At 56.5% G+C, this 14,793-nt stretch carries 15 protein-coding genes, 1 tRNA gene and 1 pseudogene; 7 read left to right on the top strand and 10 right to left on the bottom strand.

Features of this window, described 5'->3' with window-relative positions; all coding sequences use genetic code 11:
* Positions 1 to 238 precede the first annotated feature (238 nt).
* Genes P4G45_RS09175 through P4G45_RS09160 form a run of 4 tightly spaced genes read right to left on the bottom strand, consistent with a single transcriptional unit; the run spans position 239 to position 1,472 of the window.
* Entirely contained in the window at positions 239 to 484 is a 246-nt protein-coding gene (locus tag P4G45_RS09175; RefSeq protein WP_348269242.1) for a hypothetical protein, read from the bottom strand.
* Complete coding sequence (locus tag P4G45_RS09170) at positions 481 to 651, bottom strand: hypothetical protein (RefSeq protein ID WP_348266175.1); 171 nt, start codon at positions 649 to 651, stop codon at positions 481 to 483. The genes P4G45_RS09175 and P4G45_RS09170 overlap by 4 nt, the downstream gene beginning before the upstream one ends.
* 18 nt (positions 652 to 669) lie before the next feature.
* Positions 670 to 1,311, bottom strand: coding sequence for a tyrosine-type recombinase/integrase (locus tag P4G45_RS09165; protein ID WP_348266174.1), 642 nt, complete (start codon positions 1,309 to 1,311; stop codon positions 670 to 672).
* Complete coding sequence (locus P4G45_RS09160; protein WP_348266173.1) at positions 1,308 to 1,472, bottom strand: hypothetical protein; 165 nt, start codon at positions 1,470 to 1,472, stop codon at positions 1,308 to 1,310. Before P4G45_RS09160 ends, P4G45_RS09165 begins: the two co-directional genes overlap by 4 nt.
* A 24-nt stretch (positions 1,473 to 1,496) precedes the next feature.
* Here P4G45_RS09160 and P4G45_RS09155 point away from each other — a divergent pair, with 24 nt between their 5' ends.
* Positions 1,497 to 1,667, top strand: a complete 171-nt coding sequence (locus P4G45_RS09155) for a hypothetical protein (protein WP_348266172.1) — start codon at positions 1,497 to 1,499, stop codon at positions 1,665 to 1,667.
* 327 nt (positions 1,668 to 1,994) lie between these two features.
* Here the strand turns inward: P4G45_RS09155 and P4G45_RS09150 are convergent, their stop codons facing one another.
* The 3 genes from P4G45_RS09150 to P4G45_RS09140 all read right to left on the bottom strand — a co-directional run bounded on the left by P4G45_RS09150 (position 1,995) and on the right by P4G45_RS09140 (position 4,013).
* A complete protein-coding gene (locus P4G45_RS09150; protein ID WP_348266171.1) occupies positions 1,995 to 2,504 on the bottom strand; it encodes a DUF3106 domain-containing protein in 510 nt (169 codons plus the stop codon).
* Positions 2,505 to 2,724: 220 nt separating this feature from the next.
* Entirely contained in the window at positions 2,725 to 3,234 is a 510-nt protein-coding gene (locus P4G45_RS09145; RefSeq protein WP_348266170.1) for a hypothetical protein, read from the bottom strand.
* Positions 3,235 to 3,305: 71 nt separating this feature from the next.
* Positions 3,306 to 4,013, bottom strand: coding sequence for an RNA polymerase sigma factor (locus tag P4G45_RS09140; RefSeq protein WP_348266169.1), 708 nt, complete (start codon positions 4,011 to 4,013; stop codon positions 3,306 to 3,308).
* A 208-nt stretch (positions 4,014 to 4,221) separates the two neighbouring features.
* On the opposite strand from P4G45_RS09140, the gene P4G45_RS09135 reads away from it, so the two are divergent.
* Both P4G45_RS09135 and P4G45_RS09130 read left to right on the top strand, forming a co-directional pair.
* Positions 4,222 to 4,296 (top strand) — tRNA-Val (locus tag P4G45_RS09135).
* A gap of 666 nt (positions 4,297 to 4,962) precedes the next feature.
* Positions 4,963 to 5,403, top strand: a complete 441-nt coding sequence (locus P4G45_RS09130) for a response regulator (protein ID WP_348266168.1) — start codon at positions 4,963 to 4,965, stop codon at positions 5,401 to 5,403.
* Between the two features lie 196 nt (positions 5,404 to 5,599).
* Here the strand turns inward: P4G45_RS09130 and P4G45_RS09125 are convergent, their stop codons facing one another.
* A complete protein-coding gene (locus tag P4G45_RS09125; RefSeq protein WP_348266167.1) occupies positions 5,600 to 6,547 on the bottom strand; it encodes an alpha/beta hydrolase in 948 nt (315 codons plus the stop codon).
* Between the two features lie 225 nt (positions 6,548 to 6,772).
* Between P4G45_RS09125 and P4G45_RS09120 the strand changes: the two genes are divergently transcribed.
* Positions 6,773 to 7,195 (top strand): hypothetical protein, encoded by a 423-nt coding sequence (locus P4G45_RS09120; protein ID WP_348266166.1) that lies wholly within the window; start codon positions 6,773 to 6,775, stop codon positions 7,193 to 7,195.
* 155 nt (positions 7,196 to 7,350) lie between these two features.
* On the opposite strand, the pseudogene P4G45_RS09115 reads toward P4G45_RS09120, so the two are convergent.
* Positions 7,351 to 7,509 (bottom strand): annotated as a pseudogene (locus tag P4G45_RS09115) (acyl-CoA desaturase); the annotation flags it as partial.
* 127 nt (positions 7,510 to 7,636) lie between these two features.
* A complete protein-coding gene (locus tag P4G45_RS09110; protein WP_348266165.1) occupies positions 7,637 to 10,369 on the bottom strand; it encodes a TonB-dependent receptor in 2,733 nt (910 codons plus the stop codon).
* A 1,324-nt stretch (positions 10,370 to 11,693) separates the two neighbouring features.
* On the opposite strand from P4G45_RS09110, the gene P4G45_RS09105 reads away from it, so the two are divergent.
* From P4G45_RS09105 to P4G45_RS09095, 3 genes are all read left to right on the top strand, one after another.
* On the top strand, positions 11,694 to 13,406 hold the full coding sequence (locus tag P4G45_RS09105; protein WP_348266164.1) for a hypothetical protein: 1,713 nt from the start codon (positions 11,694 to 11,696) through the stop codon (positions 13,404 to 13,406).
* A 192-nt stretch (positions 13,407 to 13,598) separates the two neighbouring features.
* On the top strand, positions 13,599 to 14,252 hold the full coding sequence (locus P4G45_RS09100; RefSeq protein WP_348266163.1) for an SDR family oxidoreductase: 654 nt from the start codon (positions 13,599 to 13,601) through the stop codon (positions 14,250 to 14,252).
* Between the two features lie 217 nt (positions 14,253 to 14,469).
* The gene (locus P4G45_RS09095) at positions 14,470 to 14,706 is read left to right on the top strand and encodes a hypothetical protein (protein WP_348266162.1); all 237 of its coding nucleotides are present in this window, start codon (positions 14,470 to 14,472) and stop codon (positions 14,704 to 14,706) included.
* Positions 14,707 to 14,793: the final 87 nt, after the last annotated feature.

Genomic DNA, 14,793 nt, shown 5'->3' with positions numbered 1-14,793 from the left:
TGGACCCACGGGTCCGATAAGGGTCCAATAACTGTTCCTTGCTGTTCCCAATAGCGCTAAAACGGGCCATCCGCTACGCATTGTTTCAGCTAGTTACAGTTTTCCGGTTCACTGTCACGGCAGAGGTCGCGGGTTCGAGCCCCGTCGTCCCCGCCACTAAACTCAAGATAATAATGAGTTTGTGGCAATACACCAAAGTGACAGTCACGAAAAAGGGTGCTGGCGAGGGTGCTGAACATTAGCTTGCCTCCTCCATGTGCCTTTCCTCAATGCTTTTTCCCTGAACATCTCCCCCTTCAAGAAGCCTTGCCGAAGTGTGCGAGGGTGCTGGCGAGGGTGCTGAAATCGTCTTCTTTCCCTCGTCCAAAAACATCTGCATCACTCGATCATTCGCTTCCCGCTTCGTGGAAGAAATAGCCCGTGTGTATACCTCAAGCGTGATCCGCGAGTTGGCGTGACGGAGCAGTTCTTGCGCCGTCTTCAGATCAACCCCAGCAGCGCGAAGGTTGGTCGCGAGCGAGTGGCGAAGCTATGCCAGCCGATGACCTTCTCCGTAATGCCGGCTCTTTCGAGCGCAGGTCGAATCACCTTCTTCAAGATCATGTCTGGCGTCACCGGCTTCTTGCCATGCAACCGCAAGGACGGGAACACGAAGTCGTTGTCTGCTGGCTAGGGAGACTCTTCCCTCCAGGCGGCCAGCGTCTTCGCGACCGAAGGATGGAGCGGAACCGGTTTGCGGCTCGCCTCGGTCTTGGTATCTCCGAAACGATTACGCACACAGGAGCGCCGAACGTTTACCAGCATCAGTTCAAGATCGATGTCGCTCCATGTGAGCGCCACCAGCTCCGAACGGCGAAGGCCTGTACTTCCGGCCAGAATCACCATCGTCCTCTCGCGCAGCTCAGCTCGGAAAGTAGAGCTGCGAACTCGGCGGGCGTAAGGATATCTGTCTCGCGCAAGCGCTTGGCCGATGTTGCGTACCTTGGTGATGGGATTCCGGTCCATCCACTCGTAACGCATTGCGTGGTTGAACAATGCGGACATGATGTTGCGGATCTTGCTGCGTGTTCCAGGAGCGTAGTTCAGGGCGTGCAGCCACATCTCGACATCGATGGTCCAGATTTCCAGAAAACGTTTCGAACCGAAATTGGCCTCGATGTGACGCTTCAGGTAGTGCCCGGTGGACTCGATGGTCGCAAAAGCCTTCCGTTCCGGGACAAGCTCATGCTTTCGATAGTGGGCTATGAGTTCGGAGACCGTTTCCGGTGCTCTTAGCTCGGAGTTGATGTTGCGCCGAAGCGACAAAATCACGCCTCCGCAGCGTGACGCGTCGGCAACTTGTCGACGGTTCCGATGACGGATTTGCGGTACTTGCGTTCTCCGTTGATCTCTTCGTACCAGCGGAAAACCCAGGCGTCCGGGCCGGTTTTGCGCTTCAGCCTCAATAGACTTCCTTCTTGGAATCGGCTCATGCAGATCTCCTTGCACGAGCGCTGATGGCTGAATCTATCGGAGCAAGGACCATGGGGATCGATCCGACTGCTCACACGATCTATCTCCCTACTGCTGAGTTTGAAGAAACAAAACCCGGAGCGGCGTCGGCACGTCCGAAAGCCAAACCTGGGAGCTTCATGATTGTGCAGGTTGGGCAGACGGGATCAAACTAAGTACTTAAAGTTACATGGCCCGAACGGCGTCGACAAATCATCGCCTCCCGGTGGGCTAGAACTTCGAGGCCGGTCGCTGAAAAGGATTCGGAGACGACGAGCTCAGGGCTGCGACCTGAGCTCGTCAGCAGTTCCGGATTAGCTGGAGCTTCAGGAAGTCTATGCTGCGAGCACTGTACGGGCGGCCGCATGCCGCGCGTCGGTCAAGTGGCCCCAAGTGCATCGCCGGGTGTTGGCCAATACACGGATACGTATGGGAACCTCAGCGAAAGGTGGTTAGAAGCCGCTATCGGAGACGGGTTCGAATCTTTGCCAAAGTGCGGCCAACTATCTCGCAGGCTGAGAAGTGCCGTCGGAGTGCGGAGCAGGCAAAAGAGGCTCTACATCAAGCAATTGAGAGAGAGTGCCGCGCTCTTGGGGAGAAAACTGGCTCCGAAAGCGGTCGGAGCTGAGAATCGCCTGGCGCTGAGAGGGATCCATCTCCCGCAGATCGCGGAAAGCACGGGCAACCATGCGGCGACGATCCGCAGGAAGCGTACCAAGCTGCTGCATGGCCCCCCGGACTTGCTGACGCTGTTGGGGTGTGAGGCGCTCAATTGCTTCGTTCCGCTCGATCAAACGCTGACGCTGCGCCGGAGGCATGTCATTGAGCTGGGTGAGCCGGTTACGCAGTTGCTGCTGGGTCTGCGGCGGAAGTTGGCGGAAACCGGGCTCGTTCTCCAGCGCGCGCTGCTGCTGGGCAAGAGGCATGTTGCCGTGGCGATTCATCCATTGGTCCAGATGCTCCTGGTGCTGCGGCCTTTGCCCCTGTCGTCCTTGGTTCGGGGGAGCGTGCATCTCTTGCGAAACAAATCCTCTGCGCCCACCACCGAGCGGTCCCGCGAAGGCCGAGGAGACAGTCGTAAGCAAGAGAATCGCCAGTGCCGGTCGGAGCACAAGCCGGAATTTGGTAGAAAAAGGCATGAGAGTCGAGGCTGTCGTAAAGCTAATTTAATTGGTAGTACAACTTTATAGCTGAAGTGCGATGTCGGTATCTCCTTTGTAGCAATACCAAAGCCTAGCTGCTGGGAGCAAGGGCCGAGCTGTCATTGCTCGAGTTGTCATCCTGCAGCAGCAGATTCATCGTCTGCAACGCTTGATCGTTCTTGTCGAGGATTTGTAGATCATTGACCGTAGCTGAAATTTGAGCCTTGGCCGGATGTGGGAATCCTGAAAGATCGGCGAAGGTTCCACCGGCCACCAGAAAAGCCACGGCAAGCGCTCCTGCAACGGCCGGACGGAACTGCCGCCCAGAATTGAATAGGAGACGGCTCCGCATGCGCTCCAACCAACCGGCAGCAGGAAGCGCCTGCGCCTCGCGCAGACGAACGGCAAGCTTCTGGTCGAAATATGGAGAAGGCTCCGGTGCCTGCCATGTATCGAGCAGGGCAAAGGTTGCTTTCAGGGACTGGAATTCCTGGTTGCAGGCAGCACATGAATTTAGGTGTTCGCGGGCTGCGCCATGAGACGAGGCAACCGGGTCAAGCAGGAGTTCCGGTAGAGCGGATTGGCAGTCGTGGCAGATCATTATGACCCTTTCCAGTGTTGCTTTGTTGAACGCGTCGAATAATTGCGATGCGCGTCTGTCGATGCAACGAACTAAATAAAAGACTTCAGTTTGTCCCGCAATGTTTGGTACGCGCGGAAGAGTAAAGATTTCGTGGCGGATTCGCTCAGTTTGAGCACATCGCCAATTTGCTTGTAGTCCATACCTTCGTATTTGTGCATAAGAACGGCCATACGCTGCCGTTCAGGGAGTGAAAGAACATGTTGCCGGATAGCGTTGAGACGTTCCTGACGAAGCAGCGTTGCCTCAACGCCAGGAGTGGTGTCGGCTACATCGGGCGTCATTCCGGTTTCGGAATCAGTCTCATCCAGGTACACAATGGAGGCGGTACGCTCGTGCCTTGTATCGCGGGCATGGTTGACGCCGAGATTAGTGGCAATTCGATAGAGCCATGTGCTGAACCGGGCCTCGGCACGGTAAGTCTCCCGGGAGCGGTAAACCCGGAGAAATACCTCCTGGGCAAGCTCCTCGGCAATGGCTTGATTATGGACCATGCGGTACATGAAATGAATAATTGGCTTGCGGTATTTCTGAATGAGAAAATCGAAGCCGGCCATGTTGCCGTCGCGGAGTGCAAGCATGATCGCGGCATCGTCCATTTCGCCGAAATTACCGGTGGCATGGTGGGCTTCGACGGCCTGGAGATTTTCGAGAAGTCTCGGACTGATTGCCAAGGTAGCCATACCATCCTTAACACCGTCTTCGCCTGCAGGTTGCGCTTCTTCGTCAAATTCCGTCAAGCTGTCCTCCGCCTTCTCTGGAACCGAAGGGGTGAGTGAACGCGAAGAGCCGACGTGGGGAGGAATAGCTGGCATTCTGCCTCATCATTCTACTGCCGGGGAGGGCGACAGGGAGATAATGTATGCTTTTGGCTGGGCAAGCCGACAGATGATATTCTTGACCAAGACATTCGCCGGAAGGGGATTCGATTACTTTCTGCTGCGACTGGGGCGCATAACTCAGCGGTAGAGTGCCACCTTCACACGGTGGAAGTCGTAGGTTCGAATCCTGCTGTGCCCACCATAGAATCAACAACTTAGAGAGTTTTGAGAGAGGCGATTGGTAGCATTTGGTAGCAAATGCTCAATTCACCATCTGCGAGCCCTCTCCGCATCGTAAAGACCGTTCCTACCATTTGCTGCACGCTCTCTGGCAGCTCCTGCATGTACTCGTTCGCGGTGGTGTCCGCTCGAGAGTGCCCCAGGTGCGATTGGATGTCCTTCACTGAACCCAGACTCTGTGCTCTGGTGGCGATGATCCGCCGGATCACCTGGAAGCTCAGCTTCGGGATATCCCAAGGAATCCGCGAGAGGCTTGAGAACTCAGGTGCGGTAATTGGCTGTGTCCATGAACCCGCCATCTGCGTTCGGGAACATGAAGGCATCGGGCAAGCTTTTCTTTTCCAATACCTTTTTGCACTCTAACTTCCACTGCCTGAGCTCGGCGGCGAGGTCATCCGGAAGATGCATCTTGCCGAGACTCTTGGGTGTCTTGCCGAAAGGTCTCAACGATTCGATTGTTCCGAGCCGAACTTCGAGATCAAATCAATCTCGATTTGAGCCTTCTTCTCCCTCGCCGTTTCTGGCCGCCAGTCCCCCCTCGCGAAGCGGGAAGTAGCGGTTGCGAACAAACCATTCGAAGGTGACAGTTCCATCTTTCAGAATCCTGTCGGAGCCGGATTTCCGTGTTGTGGCCCATTGTGCAACCGTTTCCGCGGCAATCGATGTTCTCCAACGGACCCCAATTGATGTTGTCCTGCTGGACTATGATCTCGGCGAAGAGCGGGGAACCGATCTACTGCGCCAGCTTCATGCCTGCAAAAGCTCGGCAAGAGTACTGATGGTAACGGCGGGGATGAGTGAGCGTACCATTCTGGACATACTTAATGCTGGTGTGGCCGGAGTTCTTTTCAAACATAGCAATCCAACTCAATTGGTGGATGCTATTCGAAAAATAGCACAGGGCGAGGTCGTGAGCGGAATGGACAACTCACTGAAGACGATGCCGTTGCTTTTCAACATCGCGCTCAACCCTCTGCCGCCGGGAGATTACGATTGCCAGGTGACAGTGCTTGATCCAACCGGGCAAAAGATCACGTTCCGGCAGGCCCCGATAACGCTGGTGCCGTAGGAGTCCAGCGTAATATGGTTTCGGCGCGCCGTACTTTCCAGCACTATCCTCGGCAGCAGCAAGACCTAGATTTTCAATCGCTTGGTGAAACGAAAGGTGTTTTGCATTCTGCCGTCATATTGGCTGGACTGCTTGGGATCCCTATCTCAGACCGTAGTCCAAAAACATTCGTTGATCATTGACTGGTAAGGCTGTGTCAGGTCCCAGGCGATAGGTGTCGCATGGCGCGGCCTCTGGCCTTTCTGGCGACGGAGGCAGCCTGAGGCAGTTCGCGCAGACGCGGAGTGGACAACGAATGACGACCAAGCCATTCCACCATGATGCGGTTCGCCTCCTCTGGTGCCTCCTCGAAAACGGAGTGGCCACCACCCCGCAACACGATAAGTTCGGAACCGCGCAGTCTGCGCTTCAGTATCTTGCCTGAGCTCAGACTGACCGTACAGTCGCCATCCCCCCACACTAGCAGCGTTGGAATCCGTTTCACGCGGCGGAGCGCGCTTTTCAGTCCGGCCCTCTCTGCGAACCAGCAGCGAACAATGCACAAGACGTGGCGCAATGTGCCGGGGTTCCGCAGGCCAGCGACTATTTCCTGCAAACAGCTATCGACAACCCGGTGGGGGCCTCCATACATCTCTCCGAGGGCGATGCGCTGAATTGGCGCCGGAAGATAGGGCAGCACGCAGGCGAGAAACCCGCCCCAGGGAGTGCCATAAATGCGCGCCATCAGATCGCTCGCGTGGCAGTAGGGGTTGGCGGGCGCGAACAGGATGAGCCTACGCACACGCCTGGGATGTAACGCCGCAAGCATCAGTGCGACGGCTCCCCCATAGGAGTGAGCGACGATGTCGGCCTCGGTGAGAGCGAGCGCATCCATGACTGCGACGATGCGATTGGCGGTGGCCCTAAGCCCCGTGTCCAACCCTTCGACCCGTTGGGATTTTCCCATGTTCACCATGTCGATCGCATAAACGCTGGCGTGCTGAGCGAGGGCCGTGATGTTATTCCGCCAGTTCGCACTGGAACCGAGCAGCCCATGGATGAGCAGCATCGGCCTGCCGCTTCCCGCATGGAGATAATACACGCGAGCGCCAACCACATCGACAAAGGCCTCTTCGTAGTTTGATTGCGGGGTATCCTCTAGCATGGCGAGACATCCTTTTTCTGGCAAATCTCTCTCGTCCGGCCCTACGCAAATCGTTTCCCGACTGATGCATTCCTTTGGAACGCTGTGAACTGCGTCGGCGAAACATTATATGTCTCAGTAGACTAAAACGGAACCTGATTGGAAGAAATCGCCTTGTTGTCGACATGAAAAACCTCATCCATCCGACGCTAAAAAATAATGTCGGCCAGATGACGGAAATCGAGAATGTCTTTGTTGTACAAACACCAAACGTCTGCCACCGGTCGCGTCCAACCACTGCACACCCCTAAACAGAGCCGCCGCAAAAATGTGAAGGCGGAGCTTGATTATGTCTTTCATCGCGTCCGTAACGGTGCAGAAGCCCGGACTGGCCGGTACAAGGGCATGCAGGTCGCTCACGGATGGCAGCTGCATTTCGTCAATCAGCTTGCCGACCGGCATAAAGCGGAAGCCGTATCTGCGGGAACCGAACCCGGCCTACGGGTGCATCCTGAGGTTCTGGCTGTCTTTCAAGAGATTGGCATCGATCTGAGCGAAGCCTCAAAAATAACGAGGAACTGGCGCGGGAAGCGCAATTGCTCATCACAATGGGCTGCGGAGACAAATGCCAATATGTTCCAGGGATGCGCCGGCATGATTGGCCTCTAACCCGATCCTGAAGGCCGCCCCCTAGATGAATTGCGTGCCGTGCGAGATGAGATCCGCCGCCAGGTTTCTGCACTGGGGAATACCGAAGGCTTCAAGAAGGTTCAATAGTAACGAGATTCTTCGAGATCGAGCAACGCCATACAAATAGCGAAATGCTAAACATGGCCGACGGCTTCGAGCTTCCACACCTTCACATGCCAAGCGAGACCTACCATTCGCAAAGCTGATATTCCATACCAGTTCGGATCGAACTCATACCATGCCATGCCATGCCGGGAAGACTGGGGATGAGCGTGGTGGTTGTTGTGCCAACCTGCGACCTTCGCGTTAGGAGATGATCTCAAGAACGCATAGCGCGGATGCCACCGGAAAACGCCAGAGTCCCGATGTACAAGCGCAGAGCGGTCGAGATGCACCGCCCCGCGCTTGCCATCCGCACCATCAGAACTGATAGGTGATGGTGCCGTAGATGGTGCGTGGAGCCCCCGGATAGGCGTTGATGTATCCGCTTGCGTTCGGGTTGAGGGCCGCAAAGTAGCCGCCGCTGGAGATGTACTCGTATTCGTTGTACTGCTTATTCGCTAAATTCATCATGTCAACCCTGAGGTTTAATGACTGTTTTTCGAAGGTGATGGGAGCATTGAACGATACGTTCAGCGTCGTGTAGGACGGCATGGTCTGCGTGGTGGGTCCTCCGGAATTGTTCGACCACAGGTGCTGCGAGCCGGTTGTCTCGATCCACAAGCGAGGCTCGATGATCGTGCGGTCGTGGCGCTGAATTCCGTAATAGAGTCCTGTATTCAGCGTCACATTCGGGACATACGACACCGGCAGATTGTTGTAGAAGGCGCAACCGGAAGCAGGATTGGCAGCTGTGCCGCAGGCGTTGATCGGACCACCCGTGACGTAGGTTGTAAATTTCGATGATTCTCCTGCGAAATTGAAGAAGAAATGGATATTGCTGCGGGGGTCGGCGTCGAAGAAGGCATCCACGCCGTGGTAGGCGGAGTTGCCGCCGCTGGTTTCCACCACGCCGAGCGCCGTTTCCACGTCAATTTCCTGGTTGGTGTAATCGTTGTGGAAGTAACTTACTCCGGCGATGAAGTTCCTGAGCGCTGGCGCGTTTGTGAAATGAACCTTGCCGCCAAATTGAGCGTAGGCTCCCTTCGCCAGGATGTAGTATTTGGGGTTCACGGCCTGAAACATGCCGCCACCGCCGCCCAGCGCGGGCGAACGGTAGATTGTGTCATAGCCGCCGTAGATCGTAAGCCACTGAAACGGCGTCACGGAGGCGTCGATGCCGGGTTCAACGGCAGAGCGGCTCTCATGGGCTCCGCAGAGCGACCCCTGGTCCTTTGTCTGACTGCCGTCGGAAGTCGGAACGGGAGTTCCTGAGAAGTTGTAGTAGGGGTCTGTCGCATTGCTGCCGGTCTGCGGGTTCAGTGAGCAGTGGGTCTGATAGACAGGAGAGGTAGATGGAGTGATCGTGCCATCAGCGGCCTGGGAGAAGTAGGTGCTGGAGGCGAAGGTGAAGTCACGGGCCGCCTGGTCGCTGTAGTTGGTGGAGAACCCATCGACGCGCACACTCGGAATGATGTGAATCTGCGGAATGGGGTGAATATCGTCCTGGGCAAAGAATGTCACATTGTCCTGCTGGAAGTAGCCGGAGCGGAACTTCGAGCCTGCGCCGACGATCTGCTTGGCGCCGTCTCCACCCTCCGCCGGACTATAGAAAAGATTGTGCGAGTTATAGACCTCGTGAATCAGGTAGCCGCCGAACTGAATCGTGTTGTACGGGAGAACCTGGGTAAACCCGATCCGGTCGCCAAACATGTTGCTGTGCGGGTTGTTCCACTCGTCCACCTGGGCGCCCTGGCTGAGAGCATCTTGATTGCGGCGGTGAAAACGACGAATGTGGGTGTACCAGGTCGAATTCTCGAATGTAGAGGTGTGGCTCAAATGGATCCGCTCACGCGCATAGGTCATGAACATCTCGTTGGTGTCGTACTTGTTGTAACTGGCGTAGGGTAGAGCGCTGTAGAAACCGCTTGTGGCCTGGCTGAAATTGATGCCGCTGCCATGTTCGATGAGGCCCACGTCGGTGGTGGGAATCACCGTGGGACGATAGCCGCCGCCCTTCGCGTAAAGGACACCGAAGGCAAGACTTCCCGGCGAAAATGTCTTGACGGTTTTGCCGAAGACTGACCCATTCCTGGTGTGGTTACCGAAGCCGTCTGGAGCGCTGCGGAAGTCGTTGCCGCGACCGAGGCCGCCGCCTACGACGGTGGACCAGTCTTTGAACGAGCCTGTGTTGCCCACAAAGGCGAAGTTCTGCTGGCCGTAGGGACCCTGCGTGGTGGCAGCGCTGAGGTGGCGATCCACGGTCGGCTGAATTGGCGTGAACTCCACTCGGCCACCTTCGTCGGTGTACCAGCGATCCGCCGCCTGGCCGGGTCCATAGGTCACCTGCACGTCCTGGATCACGAGGTTCTGCGGCATGGTGGCGGATTGCCAGAGACCGGTGGCGGGGTCTGCTACCGGGATGCCGTCATAGGTGATGCCAAGCGAGCCCGGCGCAGTGAAACTCGTCGCTTCGCCCGCCCAGCCCTGCTGGATTCCGTTCAGGAGAACGGTATATTTCTGTCCGCCTGTATTTCCATAACCGACAACATTTGCTCCGGGGGTGGCTTGCAGCATCTGTGCTCCGCCGGCCACCGGGCCAGCCGCATCCAACTGCTTGCGGTCGAGCACCCGCACTGTTTCCGGCATCATCATCACGTCCTCGCGGGTGGGCACCGGGGTGGCCTCGGGGTCAACCGTTCCGCGCACGATGACACTGTCAGTGAGCGCAGCCACCTGTAGGGTGGCAGTGATAGTGTGCTGTGTCGCCGGTGAGAACCGCAGTGTGAAGGACTCAAATCCCGACTTCTGGACGTTGATGACCTTTGGCCCGACAAGCACATTCTTGAAGACAAACTGGCCCACTGCATCCGTCGTTGTGTGAGTCACTGTGTTGGTTGCCAAATCTGTTATAGAAACAGCCGCTTGAGGAATGAGTGCTCCGCTGGAGTCAACCACCTTTCCCTGAATGTTGGGCGTATCAGCCGCCGAGCCGGTGCCAAGACCGGCGAGCAAGATCAGACTGAAGAACATAAGAAATCGAAGCAGTCGCATGAGAAAAGTCTCCTGAAATGGTTTGAAATAAATGCATGGTTGCGCGCCCATTCGGGCATAAGCGAAGACAACGATCTAATTTCCAAAACCTGGGAATCTAGGCATCAGGGACCAATGGCTACCGGCACAGAAGCCTGCGGATGCAGGGGAACTGGCAGGCGCGAACAGAGGGCCGGCTTATGTCACCCGCACTGGCGTGGCATACCAAACACTGCGTGTTTCCTGGATGGGATCAGATCGATGAAGCGGGTGGGATGGAAGCGGGAGGCGGGAGCGATGCGAAGTGAATGAAGCTGGCGCTCTGCGCGGGAGAGACATAGCGGCTTCGCTGATCGACTCGCTGGATCGGCTGCACAAGTGAGGATGCACTCGTGGCTGTCACAAAGCTAAAGTGGTGAGGCGTGGTGGCGGACCTCGCCTTTGAATCTGTGCAATCCGCTTTGGATGACGTAACTGGACTGTTTTCCGGGCAAAGCAGCTTGGCTGTTGGAATACTCGGATGGCTCTCGCTCGGCAAAAAGTAGAGCGAAAGTTTATATCCTGTTCCCCACAAGAAAACGGCGAGGCCCAAAGTCAACGCACAAAACTTCGCGGACAAGAGACGGCACCGACTTTTACCGTAATAAGCCATAGTGCCTGACACCGGTTTAAGGTGAACCAGTTGAGGAGGACAACGTTATCTTTTCAGTGTGCCGGAGTAGATGCGCTGTTTGATTAAGGCAATGTTTCAAAATTGTGAATCGAGTCTGGCAGCGCATATCAATCGTCATGTACGCAGGCAGATCGAACCCATCAGAGACTCTCCACCCGAAATACAGGCCGGGTCCTTTGACGCAGACTCTCTAACCCTGAACTTTTCCATTGCAGTCAGGCTGCGGACCATACATTGAGCAAGCTCATAACACAGATGAGACTTTCGGAGGCTCGATCTGATTGAAAGTCCGAACCACGCCGATTCACGTGGCGAGATGGGAGCGTGGAGGGCTGTGGGTTAAGTCGGGTAGGCGGAGGACGGTTTTCTTGCTGTTGTTGTGTTTATTTTTTCTGCGCATACGAGCGACCTCCTCGCCGCTGGCATGCCATCGAGATATATCTTTTCGCGGTCGCCGCTGCCGTGTCGTTCGAGGTGGGTGAGAGCGCACAGGCGATTTGGCGTCAAGCGAGAAGAAATTCAGGCGGGATGGGCGCTTCCCGAAACCGATCCTACCCGAACGCGGTCGTCGTGCGACCGCTGAGCTGTTTACTGAGTATTTATTATTCTTTCTCCCATTATTTATTTGGACGGCTACCGGGGTCTGTACTTAATAGGCACGGAGGTCAACATATGACCGAAGTTAAGTATCTGCTTATCGCTCCGATCTTGATCCTGGCTGCAGCGGCAGGTTCACCGGCAAGACTCAACGCACAAGGGAACTCCTCGAATCATTCGCAGGACCTCGACCATGACCGCGGCGATTCCCATGACCGTGACAATCGTTTCCGGTTCGTTCCAGGCTCTTTGGTCGTCAGCCGCAGTGTCTATGACGGGAACGCCTCGACCGTCACCACCGGCGAAACGTTGCCCTTGGGATGCCAGGGCGGTACGACGGGACTGACCATCAATGTTCCCACCACAACGGGCGGCACGACTCCTGTGACGGTTCCGTGCGGCGTCGCGACCGATAACGGCGAGTACCCGAACCTATTCGATACCCACAACGTCTGGAATAACGCAAACTCCGATGGCAGCTTTGGCGTGACGTCGCCCATCTTCCTGGACGACATCACGACCGATGGCCGGGAGCTGGGAACGCTCCCCATCCCCAGCGATAAGATTGTGACCAGCTTCAGCTCGAAGTCTGAGCTTGCGCTGAACCGCTCGGTTGACGGGCGCTCGATCACCTTCATGGGCTACGTCGGCGGCATCGGGTGCGGAGGCGTCGCGGTTTCTCCCACTGCGCCCAACCTGCTGGATGCTTCGGCTTCCAACACTCCGGGCGTGTGCGATCCGACCAATCCAGTCTTCACCACGTTTACCAGCAATCCCTTTGTTCCCGCAGCCTACTACCGCTCGGTTGCCGAAGTGGATGCCGACGGCCAACTCAGCATCACCCACGGCAATGCGTACAGCGGCGATAACGGCCGCGCGGCCATCAAAGGCGGTAATGGTCTGTACTACATGGTGGGCAACGACAACTCGGGCAACCTGTCCAAGAAGCAGATGTCGACGACCACTGACGGCATCGATCTGTCCAATGCAACGGGCGCCGAGCTGCTTTATCCGGGGCTGATGCCACCGCTTCCACCCAACATCGAGATGATCGGGCGTCTCGAGTTAGGCACTGACAAGCCGGGCAAGGACACCAACTTCCGCAGCCTCACCATCTTCAACAACACGCTGTACGTCACCAAGGGCAGCGGCGGCAATGGCGTCAACACCGTCTACCAGGCGGGCACTGTCGGCACTTTGCCTACCGGCTCCGTCGCCACGCTCGCAACCGTGCCCCTGACCATCCTGCCCGGATTTCCCAACACCGCCGCCAGTACAAACACGGCGTTCCCGTTCGGCATCTGGTTTGCCAACCCCACGACGCTCTATGTTTGCGACGAGGGTGACGGCACTCTGGTGTCCCCGGCGGTCAACGGAAACGTGGCCGACGCCCAATCGCTGGCCACCGCCGGCCTGCAGAAATGGAGCCTGATCAATGGCACCTGGGGGATGCAGTACGTCCTGCAGGATGGGCTGAACATCGGCGTGCCCTACCGCATCGGCGGCTACCCTTCCTCGCTCAATCCCGCGACGGGCGGCTGCCGCAACATCACCGGACGCGATAACTTCGACGGAACCGTGACCATCTTCGCCATTACGTCAACCATCAGCGCCAATGGCGACACGGGAGCTGACCCGAACAAACTGGTGAAGGTCACCGACCGTATAAGCGATACCACTTTGCCGAAGGGAGACGATCGTTTGGGCCATTTCACCACGGTTCGCAGTGCCCGCTCGCACGAAGTGCTCCGCGGAGTTACATTCGCTCCGGGAGGCTACGGCTGGTAGGGAGAAGAATCAATCGCAAGTCTGGTCGGAGCCGCGACATCGTCACGGCTCCGACTTTTCTCCGCCCGCTCATTTCTTTCGTTTTCGCGCACCCCCTGTATGTTCAAGGTTGCTGCTGATAAACCGGAAAACCCGAAGTAATCCTCGATTGACGACAACAGGGCAAGTCACTCATTGAGTGATCAAATATTTTTGGCAGTTTCACTGAGTGAGTTGGCGATCCCGGATGAAAAAACAGGCGAGCTCGTTGACTTCCTCTTTATGTATCGTGGTCGCCCAATCGGAAAGTGCATCATCAATCACACGATCATCCCAACCCTCTGCAAGAAGGCCGGTGTACCTGAGAAGGATACGCGCGGCTCGATCACAAGCCACAGAGCCAGATCCACCATAGCCAGCCAACTTTATAACGCCAAGCAACCGATGTCTCTCTTTGCACTGAAAGAATGGCTCGGGCATCGCCGGCTTGAATCGACTCAGTGGTATGCCAAAGTGACGCCAGACAAGCATTCAATGGTCGCCTACATCATATCGAAGCGCGCGAATCATCTGCGCGTGCAAGCTTCCAGCATCAGCTGGGGCAAGCGTGGCGCTCGCGTCAACTCCATCAGCCCTGGGATTATCCTGACTCCGCTCGCGCTTCATGAGTTGAGTTCGCCTATCGGAGACATGTACCGCACGATGATCGAAGCCTCCCCGGCGAAGCGCATGGCGTCGCCCGACGAAATCGCCGTTGCCGCGAACTTCCTGTTGGGCCCGGATGCCGGCTTTGTGACGGGTAGCGATCTGTTGATCGATGGCGGCGTCATCTCCGCCATGCTTGCCGGTCTTCTGCCGACACCCTAAGAGTGAATAGCCGCGCCTCAAGAGCAGGAATCTGGATGCCGTTCGATATCCCCGATCTGGGCTTGATCGACACTGAACCACCTACTGCTTTAGGAGTCTGAGGACCGATGAGAACACTTTTTGTTACATATCGCGGTGATCGGGATGCTCGATTTGACCGCAAGTATTCGTCAACACGCACCTGCCCCTCACGCGAGAGATCGGAGGACCGCGAGGTTTGCTTTCTATCGAGGCTTTCTTCCCGGCAGATAAGGAGACCGACATCGTGGCAGCCGCACAGATCAACTTTCGTGATGAACAGGCTGTAGCTGAGGTCTTCTCCGCACCGCGGATTGAAGAACTTCTCGGAGACCGGACGAACTATACCGGACCTGATGCCGTCGCAGAGCTTACTTACAGCACTCTAGTTCCTGATTTAGCCAGATTCAGCGGAGTTGAAGTCCAAGCGACTTAAACTCCGTACTCTTTTTGGGGCGAGTGGTTTCCCGCTTTAAGTCCGTTTGGCGTCCTTCGCGCCTATTTTGGCGTGCTTTGCAGGGCG

The sequence above is a fragment of the Edaphobacter paludis genome, assembly GCF_039993895.1.
Classification (GTDB): Bacteria; Acidobacteriota; Terriglobia; order Terriglobales; family Acidobacteriaceae; genus Edaphobacter; species Edaphobacter paludis.
Note: the sequence above shows the minus strand (reverse complement) of the source record. Positions and strands in the feature narration are given on the sequence as shown.